The following is an 18,377-nucleotide window of genomic DNA, read 5'->3' on the forward strand; positions in this document are numbered from 1 at the left end:
CCGGCGCATTGACGAGATAGCTCTGGTCGAAGCCGGGCCCGCGCACGCCGACCTTTGCAGGGCATCCAGAGCTTTCCTTAAATCGCTGAAGTCGAAGCGTCCGCAGAGTGCCGGGCGGCCCGATCGCGCGCCCGGCACCGGTATCCTCCTAAGCCAATGTCAGCGGATCGCTGATGCCGTGCGCGCCGCGTTCGATGCGGCCCGCGAGACGTGCTTCCATGCCCGGCAGCGCGACGGTGACGTCGTACCAGTCATGATCCTTCGGGGTCGGCCACGCCTCGACCGCCTTGCCGCGGCTCGCGATCGTCACCGTCTTGCCGGCCGCGGGGGCATAGGCGTCGCGGAAGATCTTTGCTTCCTGCGCATCGCTGCCTTCATTGGTGAGGGTGAGAGCGAGGGCGCGCTGTTTGACGTTGTAGCGCGCGGTCATTGTGGGTGCGCGCGCGGCGTCGGCGAGCGTGCCGCGGAAGGCGCGGTGGAAGCCGTTGGGGCCGAGAACCCAGAGGTCGAACGCCCCGTCGGTCCCGACGCTCCAGCGATCGTCGATTCGTTTGCCCGCCTCGACCGTATAGCGGCGCGGGATGCTGTCGAGGTTGTGCTTGTCATAGACGTGAAATACCGCGCCCGCCGCACCCTCGTTGATGAAATCGAGCACAACCGCTTGGCCGCCGGCGTCGATTCGCGCGTCGACGTGGAGCACATAGGGCAGCGCGCGCGAGCGGCGGATGCCCTTTTCCTGGAACAGGTCCTGCGGCACGCGCGGCGGCAGCGCCTTCGGCCGCTGGAGGTGCGCACCGAGAATCGTGGCCGATCCGCTGACATCGGGCAGCGCGGGGAAGGCCGCGTCGGCGCCCTTCGAGAAGTCGAAGCACGAGGTCAGGTCGCCGCACACCGAGCGGTGCCAGGGGCTGATCGCGGGGATGGTAACGCCGAAGCGTTGTTCGAGGAACTGACCCACCGAGGTGTGGTCGAATATCTCGCTGCTGACCCAGCCGCCCTTGCTCCACGGCGAGACGACATACATCGGCACGCGCGGGCCGAGGCCAAACGGCCGCGTCGTTCCCGAGATGCTGTCGTCGCGCGACAGATATTTATCCTCATGATCGTCGAAATAATGACCGGGCAGCGCGAGCGTCGCCTTGCCCGCGAGCGTGCCGTCGGCATTGTACGACGGCGGCGCGGCGGGCGGGAAATGGTCGAACAACCCGTCATTCTCGTCGAAGGTCTGGAAGAAGACGGTGCCCGCCCATGTGTCGGGATTGGCGGTCAGCGCGTCGAGCACCGATGCGGTAAATTCGGCGCCCTCGATCGGGGTCGAGGCCGAGGGATGTTCGGACCATTGCTTGGGCGGCAGCACCCACGACACCGCGGGGAGCGTCCCGTTCTTTGCGTCCTCGGCGAGCTTTTCGAGCGAATGATGCGACATGCCGCGTTCGTAGATGGGCGAGCCGGGCTTGGCGTCGCGAAAGCCCTTGAAGGCAAGGCCGCCGTGCATCGCCCCGGTCCAATTGTCGTTGGGGTCCTGATAGATGCGCCAGTCGACCCCGGCGGCTTCGAGTACCTCGGGAATCGTCGCCCATTCGAGCGCGTTTCCGGCGTAGGTATAGCCGGGTTCGGGCAGTGCACCCTTGATCCAGCAGCGGAGGTTATTGGGTTCGGACTTGTCGTCGCGGCAGTTGGTGCCCGTCGCGGCGACCTCGGGGTCGAAATTGGACCCCGACCAGAAGACGATGCGGTTGGGATCGGTGCCGGTGGTGATCGAGCAATGATAGGCGTCGCAGATCGTGAACGCCTCGGCGAGCGCGAACTGGAAGGGGATGTCCTCGCGCTTGTAATAGCCCATCGAATAGTCGGTCTTGAACTTGGGCCACAGGCCGAACTTGCCCTGATTCCACGCCGCCTGCGCGTCGGAGAAGCTGTGCGGGGTGCCCGGCACTTTCAGGCCGTTGGTGCGCGCGGTGTCGAGGTGGAAGGGTGGCAGGTCGCGCGCGCCGTTACTCTGGAACCAGACATTCTTGTCGCCCGCGAGCGGGATCGGATGGCGGTCGCCGAAACCGCGAACCCCCTTCATCGTCCCGAAATAATGGTCGAACGAGCGATTCTCCTGCATCAGGATGACGATGTGGCGCACATCCTTGATCGTGCCCGTGGTCCGCTTCGCCGGGATAGCGAGCGCGCGGCCGATGCTCGCGTGAAAGGCGGCGGCGGAGCCTGCAACGCCTGCGGCCTTCAGGAAATCGCGTCTCGAATTGCTCATCCAAACTACTCCGGGTTCAAGGGGAAATGGGGTGTCATCGCCACGCCTGCCGCGCGCGCGAGGCGACGAGGTCGAGCGTCAGGATGACAAGGAAAATGGCGATCAGGATCGTGCCGACATGGCCATATTCATAGAGGTCGAAGCGGCCCTTGAGTTCCTGCCCGATGCCGCCCGCGCCGACGAGGCCGATCACCGACCCCATGCGGACATTGCGGTCGAAGGTGTAGAGCGTGCAGGCGATATGCTGCGGCAGCACTTGCGGCACGATCGCGCTGCCCCAGATGGTCAGGCGCCCGGCGCCCATCGCCGTTAGTGCCTGCTGCGGGCGCGGATCGGCATCCTCGATATCGTCGGCGTAAAATTTGCCGAGGAACCCGGCCGAATGCAGCCCGAGCGCGAGCACCCCGGCGATCGGCCCGAAGCCGAAGGCGATGACGAGGAACAGTGCTGCGATCAGCTCGGGGATCGCGCGAAGGAAGGCCGAGGCGGCGCGCGAGCCTGTTCGCAACGCGGGGTGCGGCGTGACGTTGCGCGCGCCGAGCAGCGCGAGCGGCATCCCGATCAGTACTGCGATCACGCTACCCCATAATGCGATCTCGAGCGTCTCGAGCATCTTGGCCGCGACATGGAAGGCATAGCCGAACGGTTCGACCAGCCACGCGGTTCGCACCATACGCTCTTCGCGGCGCAGCGTTTCGGGATTGAGTTCGGTGACGCGCGTTTCGATGGTTTCGACGCGCGCGAAGGGCGGCAGGCGATCGGGGTCGAACCCCTCGATGCGGCTGACCTCGCGCCGCGACGACAATTGGATCGGCACCAATTGCGCCAGCGTCGAGCCGAGCCCGTCGGCGACCTGCGACCGGTCGGCCAGGCCCGCCTCTGCCAGCACCGCCTCGCCGCTGAGCGCGAGCATCCGGCCGATCTCGACGCGCTGCCCGGTGTACCAGAGGGTCAGCAGCGCGGCGGCGAGCAACGCGACGGCGCGCGCGTTGAGCAGCGACGGGAAGCGCCAGGGCACGGCCGGGCTCACCGTGCCACCGCCCGGATTCGCGGCAGGGTCCGCTCGCCGTCGAGCATCGCGGGCGGGCCGTCGAAGACCACGCGCCCGGCATCGAGCATGATGATGCGATCGGCGAAGCGGCGCGCGAGTTCGGGCTGGTGCAGGCTGCAGAGCAAGGTCGCGCCGAGGCTGCGCGCTTCGTTGCGGAGCAGCGCGAGTGTGGCCTCGCCCGTCGCCGGGTCGAGGCTGGCAATCGGTTCGTCGGCGAGAATGATCGCGGGACGATGGAGCAGCGCGCGCGCAACCGCGACGCGCTGTTGCTGCCCGCCCGACAGGCTGTCGGCGCGGCGCGTAAGCTGGGCTTCGTCGAGTCCGAGGCCGGCGAGCAAGTGTGCGGCGCGCATGCGGTCGGCGGGCGGGTAAAGGCCGGCGAGCGACCGCGCGATGTCGATATCGGCGACCGCCATGACGTTGCGCGCGACGCTGGCGCGGCCGCTCAGCGCGAAATCCTGCGGGATCAGGCCGATGCGGCGGCGCTGCGCGCGGCTGGCGGGCGCGCCGTCGTAGAGGATGCGCCCGTCGCTTGGCGCGACCAGTCCGGCGATCGCGCGGAGCAGCGTCGATTTTCCTGCGCCCGACGCGCCCAGTACGGCGCAGAACTGGCCGGCGGGAATGAAGAGCGTGGCGTCCGCGAGCGCGTCGGCGCCGCCCGCATGACGGACGCACAGATCGGCGATGCCGATGTCGATCATCGCGCCGCCCTTTCGGCGGCCTTGCGCAGCATTTCGTCCTTCAGCGCCGGGGTGACCTGCGCCATCTTGCGCGCAGCGGGGTCGAAGTGATCGGCGGGAAGATGCCCGACATAGCCGTCGACGCGCGCGCCGCCATAGCCGCGGATCATTTCGGGCGTGACGCCGGGGGTGCGATCGATCCTTTCGAAAGCGCCGCGCAGACGGGCCCGCAGCGCTGGATCGAGGCGCGTATTCGCGATCAGCGGCGGATAGGGGATCGGCTCGCTGCGCGCGACCACGCGAAGGTCGCGCGCGCCGGGGACATTGGCGCGCACCGCCTTGTCATAGCTGTCGAACGAGAGCGCGGCGGCGTCGACCTCGCCGTTGATCAGCGCGGCGAGGCTGTTCGCATGCGTGCCGGTCATGCGTACCGCCGACAGGTCGCGGACAGGGTCGATTCCGGCATCGAGGAACATCGCGACGGGAAAGATGAAGGCCGAGGTCGAGTTGATGTCGCCGAACGCGACGCGCCGGCCGCGGAGGTCGGCGATCGACCGGACGGGCGAGTCGGCGCGGACGAACAGCCCCGAATAATGGACCGAACGGCCCGACTTGACCGCGACGGCGAGCAGTTCGGCGCAGTCGCGCTTTTGCGCCTGCAGATAGGTGACCGATCCGACAAAGGCGATATCGGCGGCATTGTTGCACATCGCCTCAACGACCCCGCCATAGGATTGCGCGACCTTGAGGTCGAAGCTGAGGCCGGTGCTGCGCGCGACCGCGTCGAAGATCGGGCGATAGTCGGCAAGCGTGCCGCTCTCGGTCCCGCCGTCGGCGGGGATCAGCAGCACGCGGAGCGGCGGCTGGGCCGAACGCGGTGACGCTGATCGCGGCGACAGGGTCAGCCAGGCCGTGCCGGCGACGCATAGCGCCGCCAGCACGCCCGCAATCATCCACCGCCGCATACACAATCTCCGTCGACCCGAAAAACGAGCGGCGATTACGACGGGGCTGTGACAGCGGCATGAACCGGGCTCTCCGAACCGGCTCGATCAGAATATCGTCGAGAAGGAGACATAGACCGCGCGCGGCTTGCCCTCGAACTCATAGCCATAGAAATATTCGGGGCTATTGAGCGCAATCTCGCCGCGGATGAACGCCGAGCTGTAGCGCATGTTGCCGTAGCCGTAGCGTTCGGCATATTCCTTGTCGAAGATGTTGACGACGCGCAGCTGGATCTGGTGCTGGCGCTCGTCCCCCAGACGGTATCCGATCGATCCGTTGAGCAGGAAATAATTGCCGAAATTGTGGCGCAGCGAATTGTTGACGCCGCCCGTCGCATATTCGGGACCCTGATAGCGCGGGAACAGCGTGACCGAGAAGCGGTCGTCGGGGCTGGTCCAGCGGACGTTGCCGCCGATCATATATTCGGGGGTCTCGTTGATCTGCAGCTTGCTGCCGTCGAGGCGCGCCTTCTGCTTGGTGTAGTTGACGTTGAACGAAAAGCCCTTGCCGACGCGGACGTCGAGCTCGGCCGTGAGGCCGCGGATCTCGGTGATGCGGTCGTTGTTAAAATAGGTGTTGGGGGTGAGCCCCGACGTCGTCTGGATGCGGTTGGTGACATCGGTGCGGAACGCGCCGACCTCGGCATTCACCTCAACATTGCCGAAGCTCTGCGAAAAGCCGATGCCGCCGTTATAGGTTTCGGTTTCCTCGGTCTTGAGGTCGGGGTTGCCGACCAGAGTCGGGCTCTGGGCGAACAGTTCGTTGGTGCGCGGCAGGCTGTACGACGTGCCGCCGTTGCCGCGGATATAGAAAGCGCCGATCGGCTGGCGGAAACCGAATTTCCAGATCGTGCGCGACCCGAAGCTGTCGGCGAAGTCGGTGCGTAGCGCGAGCGACAATTTGGTGTCGGGGCTGAACGGGATCACCGGGCGGAAATCGGCATAGACGCCGGTGATCGTGTTCGCCTTGTTCGAGATCGGGAAGACGGGGTCGGAGTCATTCTTGTACGACACGACCTGCACGCCCGCGACGACTTCGACGATGTTGGGGAGCGACAGCGTGTTGCGGACGTTGAGCCCCATTTCGCGGAAACCGCCGACCTTCGAATCCTTGCCGAAGCCCTTGTTCGGGAAGGGGATCGACTTGCCCGTCGCATCGCCGAAACGGATCAGCTTGCCCGTCGTCGGATCGGCACAGCCCGCGGGGGTCTTGCAGATTTCGGCGAAGGTCTCGGTGTTGTTGAGCCGCGGGTTGCTCCAGTAGCCCGCGATTTCGGTGTAGAAATTGTCCGACCAGCGGCGGTCGAGCGAGAAATCGACGATCGGATAGCGGACGCGGTTGGGCGAAAAGGTTTCGGCGTCGGGGAAGGGGTCGTGGAATTCGATCTGCGTATATTGGCCGTTCACGCGGAACTCGCTCTTGTCGTCGACCTTCCACAGATATTTGACGCCGATGTTGCTGCGGTTGAGCGGATAGTCCTGGATGCCGCCCGCCTTGGCGACATTGTCGACATAGGATTCGGGGGCGAAGATGCGCGGGCCGTCGGTCTGGATGCTGCCGCCATAGACCATCAGGCTGTGGCGCCCCTCGGGATCGATCGGGAAACGCGCGTTGCCCCAGATTTCGCGCGTGTTGAACGCGCCGTACTGCGCGCCAAGCTCGAACTTGCTGGTGCCGTCGGGGCGCTTGGTGACGAGGCTGATCACGCCGATGCCGCCGTTGCTGCCGAAAAAGAGGCTGTTGCCGCCGCGGAACACCTCGGCGCGCTCGATCATGTGCGGGTCGATCGTCGTCGAGCCCCAGATATCCTCGAGCGCGGGGCCGCGATCGTAGAGCGGTACGCCGTCGAGCACGACGAGCGTGTCGCGGTCGCTGCCGCCGTCGAGGCGGATCGTATATTCGCCCTCGTCGGGCGAATAGCCGATGTTCGCGCCCTTGATCAGGAACTGCGCGATTTCGGCGAAGTTGGTCGCGCCCGTTGCGGCGATTTCTTCGGAGGTCACGATCTGCACGGCGTTGCCATATTCGACCGCCGCGGCGGCGAGCGGCGTCGCCTCGACCGCCGCGGTGCCGTTGACGATGATCTCGTCGCCCGCGTCCGAACCGGCGTCGGCGCTGTCGGCGGTCGCCTCATCGACGGCGGCGAAGGCGACCGACGGCAGCGCGCTCGCCGACAGCATCAGGCCAAAAACCATGGCCGCACGAAATTTGGTAGCCTTGTGCACAATCATGCCCCTTTTGAAGAATCGCGATCACATTCGGTGGGGCAGGGATGGCCGTGTTCACGACTCGATGCTGCGCCGCACCAATGTGCGAGGCATCCGCTAGGGGCGGCGTGTGACAGTTGAATGAAATTTGCTCAATTTTAGATTTATATAAAAATGAGCAAATTGCACTTTCGGAATGTTGCGATCTCGGCTAACCTTCTCTGTCCCGCGGGGGCGGACATTCGGATTCTGACGGAGAATTGCGTAAGATGAATGACACGGGCGGGGCGTCGAAAGCGGCGGGGGACGATCGGGCGCCGATCGAAAATGCGCTCGAACGAATGAGAATGGCTCATGGCACTATGGCGCGGGGTGCGCGGCGCATCGCCGACCATATCCTGGCGCAGCCCGAAGAGATCGTCCGCATGTCGATCACCGAACTCGCCGAAGCCGTCGGGGTGAGCGAGGGCAGCGTCGTCAATTTCTGCCGCGGCATCGGCCTGTCGGGGTTCCAGCATCTGAAGCTCAGCCTCGCGCGCGAAGTGGTCCAGCCGGTGCAGTTCATCCACGAGGATGTCGGTCGCGACGACGATATGGACACGATCTGCCGCAAGGTGTTTCATTCGGGAATCCAGGCGCTGCGCGACTCGCTCTCGGTGCTCGATCCGCAGGCGCTGACGCGCGCGGTGGGTGCGATCCGGACCGCGAAGCGCGTCGAAATCTATGGCATCGGCTCGTCGGCGCCGATCGCCGAGGACACGCATTACCGGATGCTGCGTATCGGGCTCGACGCGCGCGTGGTCACCGACAGCCATATCCAGGCGATCAGCGCCTCACGCTGCGATCCCGACGTCGCGGTGCTGACGATTTCGCACAGCGGCGCGACGCATGAGACGGTGGCGGCGACACGGCTGGCGAAGGAAGCCGGGGCGCGGACGATCGTCATCACCAACTTCGCGCGCTCGCCGATCCAGGCCTATGCCGATGTCGTGCTCTTCACCATGGCGCGCGAAACGCGCTTTCGCACCGAGGCGATGACGAGCCGGATCGCCCAGCTTTGCGTCGTCGATGCGCTGATCGCGGCGCTCGCGCTCGGCGATTATGATCATTCGATCGACACGCTGCGCCAGACTTTCGAGGTGCTCTCGATCAAGCGCTTCTGACCGGCGGGCGCGATCTCCTCACGGAATTTATCATCGGCGGATAAGCCTCGGCTTGTCCGCCGATAGATTTTCTTCGTCGGAAAAAGCGGCCTCCGGCGTTGACGAATCTAAAATCAATCGATTAAGTTGACATTGTCATTCGGGACTGGTCGAGACGAATGACGGGCTCTCCCCCTCGACCCGCGGCTTTTGACCGGGAAGCAGCTTGCTCCGCGTTACCAACGGCTAAAGCGCGTGATGCTCGGGCGACATCGCCAGGCATTGCGTTCCCCCAGAAGGGGTATTGCGATGCGTATGTGTAGTAGCATCAACTAGATCATCGCCGCGCGTTAGTGCGGGGTAGCGGACCGACCGCGCCCTTCGCGCCCAGCGGCCTTCCATCATCTCCAGCCGCGCCTCCTCACGCGAGACGTTTGCGGCTTGACGTCCGGCACCCGAGCGCCGGCGCGGGGAAAAATCATGCCTTTGCTGACCCAATCCGACCTGTCGGATCTGGCTCGCTATCCTGCGTCCCTGCGCAGCGCCGCCCGGGCGCTGTGGGGGGCGGAGCTGGCGGCGTCCCGATCCGACACGGCGCATCGCGCCACCATCCATCACATCAAAAAGGGGGCGGGATCACCGCCCGGGGACCCAATATAATGAACCGTTTCTCTCCCGATCATCGTTTGAAGTTTCTGCTCGGTGCGGCGCTGTTGATGCCTGCCGCACCGGCCTTTGCCGCCGAAACCGAAACAACCTCTGCCGACGGCGCCGAAGTCGACGGAGAAGCCGCCGGCGCTGCGGTGGCGGCCGCGTCTGCCGCCTCGTACGACGGCGCCGAGATCATCGTGTCGGCGCGCCGCCGCGACGAAAGCGCGCAGGATGTGCCGATCGCATTGTCGGTCGTCGGCGCGTCGCAGCTCGAGGCGACGGGCAACTACTCGTTGACGCAGATCCAGCAGATCGTCCCGAGCCTGCAAGTGTTCAGCTTCAACCCGCGCAACACCAATATCAACATCCGCGGGCTCGGCAGCAATGTTGCGCTGACCAACGACGGGCTCGAGAATGGCGTCGGCTTCTATGTTGACAATGTCTATTATGGGCGCGTCGGCCAGTCGCAGTTCGACCTGGTCGATTTGCAGCAGATCGAGGTGCTGCGCGGGCCGCAGGGGACTTTGTTCGGCAAGAACACCACATCGGGCGCGATCAACATCAGCTCGCGCAAGCCGAGCTTCGACCCCGAATTTTCGGGCGAGGCGAGCGTCGGCGATTACGGCTATTACCAGCTGCGCGGGTCGGCATCGGGGGCACTGATCGATGATCTGCTCGCGGTCCGCGTCAGCGGCTCGGTGACCGAGCGGCGCGGCTTCCTTTATAACGACACCCAGAATGAGCGCGCGCAGGATTATTCGAACTGGAGCGTGCGCGGGCAGTTGCTGTTCACGCCCACCGCCGACCTCGAAGTCCGCATCATCGGCGACTTTGCGCGGCAGAAGCAGAACCACGTCCTCAACGTCTTCGCCGATTATTTCGGCACCTATGAAAATGGCGCGGCGATCCCGAATAGCTTTGCCGAGCGTGCGGCGCGCTTCCCGGGGTACAGCTTCCCGACGATCGACCCCTTCGCGCGGCGCGGCGAGGCGAACAGCCATTATCAGTCGAACATGGACGGCTATGGCGTGTCGGGGCAGGTCGACTGGAACATCGGCGCGGCCAAGCTGACCTCGATCACCGCCTATCGCTGGTGGGACTGGAATCCCGCGAACGACGGCGATTCGACCTCGCTCCCCGTCATCGTCAAGGCGCAGCAGGCGAACCGCCAGCGCCAGTTCAGCCAGGAGATAAGGCTCGCGTCGGATACCGAAGGCCCGATCGACTATGTCGTCGGCGCCTATTATTTCTGGCAGGTCATCCGCGGCAAGGGCGCGAGCGCCTACGGCCCCGCCGCCGCGCTGTGGAACCGCCCCGCGACCTCGCCGATCCCGCTCGCCGCATGGGAAGCCGCACTCAACGGCTTCGAGGCGAACTCGACCTCGGACCCCCGCACCAAAAGCTATGCTTTGTTCGGCCAGCTCGACTGGAAATTCACCGACCGGCTGACGCTCACCGCGGGGCTTCGTTACACGCACGAAAAGAAGAGCGGTTCGTTCACGCAGATCCATGTCGCGGGAACCGATCTCGCGACCCTCCCGGCCGGATTGGCGGCGCAGGCGGCGGCGCTCCGTGCGCAATTTAACCCCGTCACCAGCTATTCGACGGGCTTCACCGACAATAGCGTGTCGGGGCTCGCGACGCTGTCGTGGCAGTTCAGCGATGACGCGCTGGCCTATGCGACCTATTCGCGCGGCAACAAGTCGGGCGGCCTCAACCTCACCAACCTGCCCGCCGGGATCGATCCCGATGTCGCGCCCGAAAAGGTCGACAGCTACGAACTCGGGATCAAGTCCGAGTGGTTCGACAAGGCGGTGACACTCAACGTCGCGGGTTATTGGACCGAAATCAGCGATTATCAGACCGCGATCACCGAGCAGGTGCCGAACACGGTCAACGTCCGCCAATATATCGCGAATATTCCGGGGGTCCGCTCGCGCGGGGTCGAAGGCGACCTGAGCTTCGCGCCGAGCGAACGCGCCAGCTTCTATGCGTCGGTCGCTTACGCCGACACGACGTACAGCGATTACCGCACCGCGCCGCAGGCGCCCGAGCGGCTCAATCAGGGGGGCATCCAGGACCTGACGGGCGAGCAGCTGCCGGGCGTTCCCAAGTTCACCTATACGCTCGGCGGCGACGTGTCGGCGCCGCTCGGCAATCTCGGCGGGCGCGACCTGTCGCTATACGGCCACGCCGATTATTCGCACCGCTCGACCTTCAACACCTCGTCGAGTGACAGCCGTTATGCCGATGTTCCGGCCTATGGCATCGCCAATGCCCGCATCGGCATCCGCACCGACGACGGATTGTTCGACCTGTCGATCTGGGCGCGCAACCTGTTCGACAAGGATTATTTCCAGACCTTGTCGGCGCAGAACACCGGCATCGTCACCTCGCTGATCGGCGAACCGCGCACAATCGGCGCGACGCTGCGGACGAAGCTGTGATGGCCGCGCCCGCTCCCTTTGCGCGTCAGCCACGCGCCCACCCCATTCGACGACCGCCCGCAGAGGCTCTTGCCGGATACCCCCGCCGTCCAACCCCCAAAGGAGACTGACATGGCGGACCTTCACAACAGCTATGCCAATGCGCGCGACAAGAATATCCCGCTCGAAATCACACCGGTGACCGGCACGATCGGCGCCATTGTCCACGGTGTCGAGCTGTCGGGCGATCTGCCCGCGCCGGTGGTGCAGGCCATCCAGGCCGCGCTCGTGCGGCACAAGGTACTCTTCTTCCGCGACCAGCAGCATCTGACCGATCAGGAGCATGAGGATTTCGCGGCGCTGCTCGGCGATCCGGTCGCGCATCCGACGGTGCCGGTTGCCGAAGGCTCGCGCTACCTGCTCGAACTCGACAGCAAGGAAGGCTATGCGGCGTCGAGCTGGCACACCGACGTGACCTTTGTCGACGCCTATCCCAAGGCATCGATCCTGCGCGCGCTGACGATCCCCGAAGCGGGCGGCGACACGCAATGGGCGAATGGCGAAACCGCCTATGAGGGCCTGCCCGAAGTGCTGCGCCAGCTCGTGGGCAATCTGTGGGCGACGCACACCAACCTCTATGACTATGCGTCGATCCTGCAATCGGCGCCCGACGGCGAAAGCGCGGCGAAGCGGATCAAGGAGCATCGCAATGTCTTCGCCTCGACGGTGTACGAAACCGAGCATCCGGTCGTGCGCGTCCATCCGGTCAGCGGCCAGCGCAGCCTGTTGCTCGGCCATTTCGTCAAGCAGTTCGTCGGGCTGAACGCGGCCGACAGCGCGCGGCTGTTCCAGACGCTGCAGGACCATATCACCAAGCCCGAAAATGTCGTGCGCTGGCGCTGGCGCGAGGGCGACGTGGCGATCTGGGATAATCAGTCGACGCAGCACCGCGCGACCGCCGACTTCGGCCTGCAGCGCCGGACGCTCCGTCGCGCGACGATTTCGGGCGAGGTTCCGGTCGCGATCGACGGGCGCCGCAGCCGCACCGTCCGCAAGGAAAAGGCGGTAGAATACGAACCGGCGTAACGAAATGGCGAAATCGGCCGGCGCCTGTGGTTCTCCTCTCCCTTCCTGTGACTGCGCCGGCCCTGTCTGCGGCGCGCCCCGGTTCCATTCGCCCGGGCGCGCCGACCTTTTACCTTCGAAAGACCACCCGATGACCCATGGTTCGCGTTTCGCCAGTCTGCTTTTTGCCGCGCTGATCGGTGCTGCCGCGACCGTCGGGTCTGCGCAGGCGAAGGAGCGGCGGCCAAACCTGCTCGTCATCGTCGCCGACGATCTCGGATATTCGGACCTTGGCGCGTTCGGGGGCGAGATCCGCACGCCGAACCTCGACAAGCTCGCGCTGAACGGCATCCGGCTCGCGGGCTTCCACACCGCGCCGACCTGTTCACCGACGCGCTCGATGCTGCTGTCGGGGACAGACAATCATCGCGCCGGGCTCGGCACGATGGCCGAAATGATCCGCCCGAACCAGCAGGGCAAGCCGGGCTATGAAGGCTATTTGCGCGCCGACGTTGCGACGCTCGCCGAGCGGCTTGGCGCGAGCGGCTATCGCACTTTGCTGTCGGGCAAATGGCATCTTGGCCTGACCCCCGAACAGGACCCGCACGCGCGCGGGTTCGAGCGCAGCTTTGCGCTGCTGCAGGGTGGGCACAATCATTATGGCACCGATATTAAACCGGAAGTCAGTCCTGGCACGCGCGGGATCGCGACCTATCGCGAAGATGGCAAGGTCGTTACGCGCTTGCCCACCGATTTCTATTCGAGCGACTATTTCGCGACGCGGCTGATCGATTTTCTCGGCGAGCGCCCGGCGAAGGGGAAAGCCGGGCGGCCCTTCTTTGGCTATCTGGCGTTCACCGCGCCGCATTGGCCACTGCAAGCCCCGGCGGAGGACATTGCGCGCTACAAGGGGCGCTATGACGAAGGCTTCGACGTGCTGCGCGAACGCCGCATTGCACGGCAGCGCGAGCTGGGTATCCTCGCGCCCGACGTTACAGCCCACACCCCGCGAAACCGCGATGGCAGCTGGGATTCGCTGACCGCCGATCAGCAGCGTCTCGCCGCGCGCAACATGGAAATCTATGCCGCGATGGTCGATCGGCTCGACCAGAATGTCGGCCGCGTGATCGAAACGCTGCGCGCCTCGGGCGAGCTCGACAACACCGTGATCGTCTTCCTCGCCGACAATGGCGCCGAGGCGCTCGATGTCGAGACCACCGGCGCGCAGATGCTCGCCGCGCCGCTAAAGGGCGCCGACAATGGCTTCGCCAATCGCGGCACGGCGTCGTCGTACCTGACCTATGGTGCGGGCTGGGCGCAGGCGGCGACCGCGCCGTCGTGGCTGACCAAGGGCTATCAAAGCGAGGGCGGCACGCGCGCGGTCGCCTTCATCAGCGGCGCGGGTATCGTGGCGCGCAAGGGCGCCGAAACGCAATATCTGTCGGTCGCCGATATCGCACCGACCTTGCTCGACCTCGCGGGCGCTGATGCGAAGGCGACGCAGATCGCGGGGCGCAAGGTCGTGCCGATCACCGGCCGGTCGTGGGCCGCGTGGCTGAAAAACGCCGACGCGCGCGTCTATGGCGATGACGACGGCGTGGGGGCCGAGCTGTTCGGATCGCGCGCCTATCGCCGCGGGGACTGGAAGCTCACCGATATCGGTGACGGCATCTGGCGCCTGTTCGACATCGCGCGCGATCCCGGCGAGACGCGCGACCTGTCGCTCGCCGAGCCCGACCGTAAGGCCGAGCTGGCGGCGGCGTGGGATCGTTATGCGCAGGATGTCGGCGTGATTCTGCCCGACGCCATCCCTTATCGGCCGTAGGTCGCGCATATCATGCGCTTCGGCGCGTTATGACTTGTCAATCATATAAGTTGAGTTACTTTCGCTGTTCTGGGAATATTCCGAATCGAACGAGCGAAAGGACCGCATATGGCCACGCAGCTGAACACCCCCGACCTGTTCGAGACCGCGCGATCGCTCGGCGTTTCGATCTCGCCGTCGACCCCGGCGATCGGGGCGGAGATCGGCGGGCTCGATCTCGACCGACCGCTCTCTTCCGAGGAGGCCGATTTACTGCGCGCCGCGTGGCTGCGCTTCAAGGTCGTGTTCTTCCGCGATCAGGACATCAGCCACGAAAGCCATGTCCGGCTGGGCGAGCTGTTCGGCGATCTCGAAGGCCATCCGGTGATCCCGTCGGTCGAGGGCTATCCCGAAATCCTCAAGATCGAAGGCGTCGAGGGCGTCCAGCTCACCGCCGAGACGCTGGCGCCGTTCCAGGCGTATAACAAATGGCACACCGATGTGACCTTCCGCGAGCGGCCGTCGATCGCATCGATCCTGCGCGCGCGGCATCTGCCCCCGCTCGGCGGCGACACGATGTGGGCCGACACCGTCGCGGCCTATGCCGGGCTGCCGCAACCGGTGAAGGACCGCATCGAGGGGCTCGAGGCCGAGCATGACATTGTGCGCAGCTTCGGCGGCCGCGTGACCGAGGAGAAGCGCGCACAGCTCGCGCGCGATTTCCCGCCGGTGCGCCATCCGGTCGTGCGCTCGCACCCCGAAACTGGCGAGAAGATCCTCTACGTCAACTACACCTTCACCAGCCGCATCGTCGGGGTGAGCGAGGAAGAGAGCGACAGCCTGCTCCGCCTGCTGTTCGACCGGATCAAGGTGCCCGAATATCAGGTGCGCTTCCGCTGGACCCCGAACGCGATCGGCATCTGGGACAATCGCTCGACGCAGCATTATGCGGTAGGCGATTACTGGCCCGAGTATCGCGCGCTCGAACGCGTGACGGTGTCGGGCGACGTGGTAACCCGATGAGGATGATCGAAGCGCAGCTTCATTCGCCGCGCCCGCGTTTTCGCACCGCGACGCGCGTCGCGATCGTCGGTGCGGGTTTCTCGGGGACCTTGCTCGCGATCAACCTGCTCGAACAGCCCGATGTCGAGGTGCTGCTGATCGAGCGCGACCGGCATCGGATGGGTGCGGGGGTTGCGTATAGCAGCACCGAAACCTCGCACCTGCTCAACGTCCGCGCGGGCAATATGAGTGCCTTTGCCGACCGGCCCGACCATTTTTGCGACTGGCTAAGCGCGCGCGGGCTCGGCTGCGAGGCGGCATTCGTCACGCGCGCCACCTATGGCCGCTATTTGCGCGAGACGCTGCGCGCGGCGATGGAGAAATATGGGCGGCGGCTGAAGCTTGTCGACGACGAGGTGCTCGATATCGAGGAGAAGCGCGGGCAGGTGACGCTCGGGCTCGTCAACGGCGGGCTGATCGAGGCCGACCGCGCGGTGCTCGCGATCGGCAATCTGCCGCCGCACGACCCGCCGGCGATCGAGGGCGCGCACCTGCCGTCGCATCGCTATATCGGCGATCCGTGGGCGAGTGCGTTCGAGGACGGGCTCGACAAGCAGGCGCCGGTGCTCGTCGTCGGCACCGGGCTGACCGCGGTCGACGTGATCCTGCGGCTCGTCGCGCAAGGCTTCGAAGGACCGATCACCGCGCTCTCGCGCCGCGGCCTGCGCCCGCATCGCCATATCGACGGCCTGCCCCGTCCGAAGCCCGTGCTTGCCAAGCCCGCACCCGACCTGTCCGAACTGGTGCGCTGGGCGCGCGACGAGGCGAAGGAGCGTGACTGGCGGCTGGTCGTCGATTCGATCCGCCCGATCACGCAGATGATGTGGTCGGCCGCCGATGCCGAAAAGCGCGCGCGCTTTCTGCGCCACCTGCGCCCCTTCTGGGACGTCCATCGCCACCGGCTCGCGCCCGAGGTTGCCGACCGGATCGATGCGCTTGTCGCGTCGGGGCAGCTTCATTTTCGCGCCGGAAAGATCGCAAATGTCGCGGTCGAACCCGATGCGCTCGCCGTGTCCTGGTTGCCGCGCGGCGAAGCGGAACTCACGACGACGCACGCCGCGCGGATGATCAACTGCACCGGGCCGCAGGGCGACTTGCTGCGCTCGTCGGACCCGCTGGTGAAACGCCTGCTCGGTGCGCGACGTATCCGCCCCGATGCGCTCCGCCTCGGGCTCGATATCGACCGCGACGGGCATATCGTCGATGCGTCGGGCCGTTCGTCGGAGCATATCCTCGCGATCGGCCCGATGACGCGCGGCGACCTGTGGGAAGTCGTCGCGGTCCCCGATATCCGGGGCCAGGTGAGCGCGCTCGCGCGCCGCCTCGTCAACGCGCACTGGACGGGCGGCGAGGGGCTTTAGGCTCCTCACCCCCAAAAAAACTCTCCCCTTGCATCCATTGGCGCGCGTCGTGCCGTCCAGTCCATGATCGGCCCCCGCGTCAGTCCGGGCGGCGGCGTCGCGCGGTGGTCGATATGTGCTCCCCGGTGCAGATCATCTCCGCCTTGCCGGAGGCCGCCGCCTGTGGTTTCACCATGTCGACGCGGCATGAAGGAGAGTGATAATGGGTTTTCTGATTGCCGCAGCGGCCGCTGCCGCCACGGTTTCCGCCCCGGCCGCGGTGCCCCCCGCCGTCACGACGATCACGGTGCCGGCCGGGGAATCGCTCAGCGCAGAAGATGTCGCCGCCTATATCAGCCCGCGGGAAGTGGCCTCCTATGTGCCGGCGCCCGCGCCGACCACCGAGCTGGTCGCGGTCAGCGACGGTTTCTTCAGCTTGCTCGAAAATATCACGATGGTCGCGCTGTTCGTCGTCGGCTTTTTCCTGCTCGCACGGCTGCTTCACGCCTGGATGTTGCATCGCTCGATCCGCCGCGCGCTCGAGGCCAAGTCGGATGCGGTGAGTCCGCTGATCGACAAGCTTAACAAGCCGTATGAGCATCTCGGCGGACAGGGCGACAAGGAAACGGCCAGTGGAGGCGACGACCGCAATGCGCTGGTGCTGCTTGCAATTGGCCTCGCGATGGCGGGCTTCGGGCTGATCCAGGGGAATGAGCAGCTGATCCGCGTTTCGGCGGGCGCGGCGCTCTTCCCGGCCTTTGTCGGTATCGCGCTGCTCGTTCGCCGCCGCCTCGCGCGCGCCGCGGCTGCCGAGGAGCGCGCCGCTGCGTGATGAGGCAAGCGCCAAAGAAGATTGGGCCCTCAACCAGCGTGTCGCCGGGGGAGATCGCGCCGCTTTCCAGCTCCTCGTGCTCCGGCACGAAGGGCGGTTGCGCGCTTTCCTGTCGCGTGCCGCCGGGTGCGACGCCGACGATCTGGCGCAGGAAGCTTTCGTACGTGCGTGGCAGCGCGCGGGCGAATATCGGGGGCAGGGGAGTTATGCGGCGTGGGTCATGGGGATCGGCTGGCGGCTGTTCCTCGACCAGCGGCGCACCGCGCGGCGGCGCGAGGGACTGGCAGCGGGGGAGGAGGCTGCGGCATCGATCGATCCGCGCCCGGCAAGTGACGCCGCGATCGACGCCGACCGCTTGCTCGGCGCCTTGTCGCCGCAGGAGCGCGCCGCGCTCACCTTATGCTTCGGCCATGGCTGGTCGCATGGCGAGGCGGCCGCGATCATGGGCTTGCCATTGGGCACGCTCAAATCGCTCGTCTTGCGCGGGCGGGCAAAGGCGCAGAAGATGATCGGCGAAGGAGCGGACGCATGACGGCGCCTGACGATCGGGACATCGATGCGATGCTGGCCGCGATGCTGGCGCCGCCCGCGCGGCCGGGCGATCGCGGCTTTGCGGCCGGAGTCGAGCGCGCGATCGATGCGCAGGCGGCCTATGCGCGCGCGCGGTCGCGCTTCTGGCGCAGCTTCGCGTTCGAGGCGCTCGCTGTCGGCGCGCTGCTCGCGGCGCTGTGGCTGCTGTCATCGGCGCCCTTGCTCGCGCCGCTCGCCGGGGCGGGGCATTGGGGGCTTGCGCCGCCGCTGCTGCTTATCCTGCTGCTCTGGTTCGGGACGCAGCGCTGGCGGCAAGCCTAGCGC

Annotated in this window: 14 protein-coding genes; 9 read left to right on the forward strand and 5 right to left on the reverse strand. The window is 65.9% G+C overall.

The annotated features are described in order from the left end of the window. Positions 1-148 precede the first annotated feature (148 nt). The 5 genes from J2X38_RS20585 to J2X38_RS20605 form a co-directional block, all read right to left on the reverse strand. Positions 149-2,257: a phosphocholine-specific phospholipase C gene (locus tag J2X38_RS20585; RefSeq protein WP_310257002.1), complete on the reverse strand. Its 2,109-nt coding sequence runs from the start codon at positions 2,255-2,257 to the stop codon at positions 149-151. Positions 2,258-2,291: 34 nt separating this feature from the next. Continuing rightward, positions 2,292-3,287: a phosphonate ABC transporter, permease protein PhnE gene (gene phnE, locus J2X38_RS20590; RefSeq protein WP_310257004.1), complete on the reverse strand. Its 996-nt coding sequence runs from the start codon at positions 3,285-3,287 to the stop codon at positions 2,292-2,294. Next, complete coding sequence (locus J2X38_RS20595; protein ID WP_310257006.1) at positions 3,284-4,009, reverse strand: ATP-binding cassette domain-containing protein; 726 nt, start codon at positions 4,007-4,009, stop codon at positions 3,284-3,286. Before J2X38_RS20595 ends, phnE begins: the two co-directional genes overlap by 4 nt. Further along, positions 4,006-4,953, reverse strand: coding sequence for a phosphate/phosphite/phosphonate ABC transporter substrate-binding protein (locus J2X38_RS20600; protein WP_310257009.1), 948 nt, complete (start codon positions 4,951-4,953; stop codon positions 4,006-4,008). Before J2X38_RS20600 ends, J2X38_RS20595 begins: the two co-directional genes overlap by 4 nt. 87 nt (positions 4,954-5,040) lie before the next feature. Next, a complete protein-coding gene (locus tag J2X38_RS20605; RefSeq protein ID WP_310257011.1) occupies positions 5,041-7,218 on the reverse strand; it encodes a TonB-dependent receptor plug domain-containing protein in 2,178 nt (725 codons plus the stop codon). A gap of 251 nt (positions 7,219-7,469) precedes the next feature. On the opposite strand from J2X38_RS20605, the gene J2X38_RS20610 reads away from it, so the two are divergent. The 9 genes from J2X38_RS20610 to J2X38_RS20650 all read left to right on the forward strand — a co-directional run bounded on the left by J2X38_RS20610 (position 7,470) and on the right by J2X38_RS20650 (position 18,374). Beyond that, positions 7,470-8,363 carry a MurR/RpiR family transcriptional regulator gene (locus J2X38_RS20610; RefSeq protein WP_310257014.1) on the forward strand — a complete coding sequence of 298 codons (894 nt, stop codon included), beginning with the start codon at positions 7,470-7,472 and terminating at the stop codon, positions 8,361-8,363. Between the two features lie 638 nt (positions 8,364-9,001). Further along, positions 9,002-11,440: a TonB-dependent receptor gene (locus tag J2X38_RS20615; protein WP_310257016.1), complete on the forward strand. Its 2,439-nt coding sequence runs from the start codon at positions 9,002-9,004 to the stop codon at positions 11,438-11,440. 111 nt (positions 11,441-11,551) lie between these two features. Then, a complete protein-coding gene (locus tag J2X38_RS20620; RefSeq protein WP_310257018.1) occupies positions 11,552-12,505 on the forward strand; it encodes a TauD/TfdA family dioxygenase in 954 nt (317 codons plus the stop codon). 130 nt (positions 12,506-12,635) lie between these two features. Beyond that, positions 12,636-14,309, forward strand: coding sequence for an arylsulfatase (locus J2X38_RS20625; RefSeq protein ID WP_310257020.1), 1,674 nt, complete (start codon positions 12,636-12,638; stop codon positions 14,307-14,309). A gap of 108 nt (positions 14,310-14,417) precedes the next feature. Beyond that, complete coding sequence (locus J2X38_RS20630; RefSeq protein WP_310257023.1) at positions 14,418-15,311, forward strand: TauD/TfdA family dioxygenase; 894 nt, start codon at positions 14,418-14,420, stop codon at positions 15,309-15,311. Continuing rightward, on the forward strand, positions 15,308-16,711 hold the full coding sequence (locus J2X38_RS20635; protein WP_310257026.1) for an FAD/NAD(P)-binding protein: 1,404 nt from the start codon (positions 15,308-15,310) through the stop codon (positions 16,709-16,711). Before J2X38_RS20630 ends, J2X38_RS20635 begins: the two co-directional genes overlap by 4 nt. 202 nt (positions 16,712-16,913) lie before the next feature. Beyond that, complete coding sequence (locus J2X38_RS20640) at positions 16,914-17,522, forward strand: hypothetical protein (RefSeq protein WP_310257030.1); 609 nt, start codon at positions 16,914-16,916, stop codon at positions 17,520-17,522. Next, on the forward strand, positions 17,449-18,054 hold the full coding sequence (locus J2X38_RS20645; protein ID WP_310257033.1) for an RNA polymerase sigma factor: 606 nt from the start codon (positions 17,449-17,451) through the stop codon (positions 18,052-18,054). The genes J2X38_RS20640 and J2X38_RS20645 overlap by 74 nt, the downstream gene beginning before the upstream one ends. Further along, positions 18,051-18,374 carry a hypothetical protein gene (locus J2X38_RS20650; RefSeq protein ID WP_310257035.1) on the forward strand — a complete coding sequence of 108 codons (324 nt, stop codon included), beginning with the start codon at positions 18,051-18,053 and terminating at the stop codon, positions 18,372-18,374. The genes J2X38_RS20645 and J2X38_RS20650 overlap by 4 nt, the downstream gene beginning before the upstream one ends. The last annotated feature ends 3 nt before the right edge of the window (positions 18,375-18,377 follow it).

The sequence above is a fragment of the Sphingopyxis sp. BE235 genome, assembly GCF_031457175.1.
Taxonomy (GTDB): Bacteria; Pseudomonadota; Alphaproteobacteria; order Sphingomonadales; family Sphingomonadaceae; genus Sphingopyxis.

Bases quoted from the DNA above. Each gene is read 5' to 3' on its own strand.
- J2X38_RS20595 (WP_310257006.1), bottom strand. From the start codon at position 4,009: ATGATCGACATCGGCATCGCCGATCTGTGCGTCCGTCATGCGGGCGGC.
- J2X38_RS20640 (WP_310257030.1), top strand. From the start codon at position 16,914: ATGGGTTTTCTGATTGCCGCAGCGGCCGCTGCCGCCACGGTTTCCGCC.
- J2X38_RS20610 (WP_310257014.1), top strand. From the start codon at position 7,470: ATGAATGACACGGGCGGGGCGTCGAAAGCGGCGGGGGACGATCGGGCG.
- J2X38_RS20615 (WP_310257016.1), top strand. From the start codon at position 9,002: ATGAACCGTTTCTCTCCCGATCATCGTTTGAAGTTTCTGCTCGGTGCG.
- J2X38_RS20620 (WP_310257018.1), top strand. From the start codon at position 11,552: ATGGCGGACCTTCACAACAGCTATGCCAATGCGCGCGACAAGAATATC.
- J2X38_RS20650 (WP_310257035.1), top strand. From the start codon at position 18,051: ATGACGGCGCCTGACGATCGGGACATCGATGCGATGCTGGCCGCGATG.
- J2X38_RS20585 (WP_310257002.1), bottom strand. From the start codon at position 2,257: ATGAGCAATTCGAGACGCGATTTCCTGAAGGCCGCAGGCGTTGCAGGC.
- J2X38_RS20635 (WP_310257026.1), top strand. From the start codon at position 15,308: ATGAGGATGATCGAAGCGCAGCTTCATTCGCCGCGCCCGCGTTTTCGC.
- J2X38_RS20625 (WP_310257020.1), top strand. From the start codon at position 12,636: ATGACCCATGGTTCGCGTTTCGCCAGTCTGCTTTTTGCCGCGCTGATC.
- J2X38_RS20630 (WP_310257023.1), top strand. From the start codon at position 14,418: ATGGCCACGCAGCTGAACACCCCCGACCTGTTCGAGACCGCGCGATCG.
- J2X38_RS20600 (WP_310257009.1), bottom strand. From the start codon at position 4,953: ATGCGGCGGTGGATGATTGCGGGCGTGCTGGCGGCGCTATGCGTCGCC.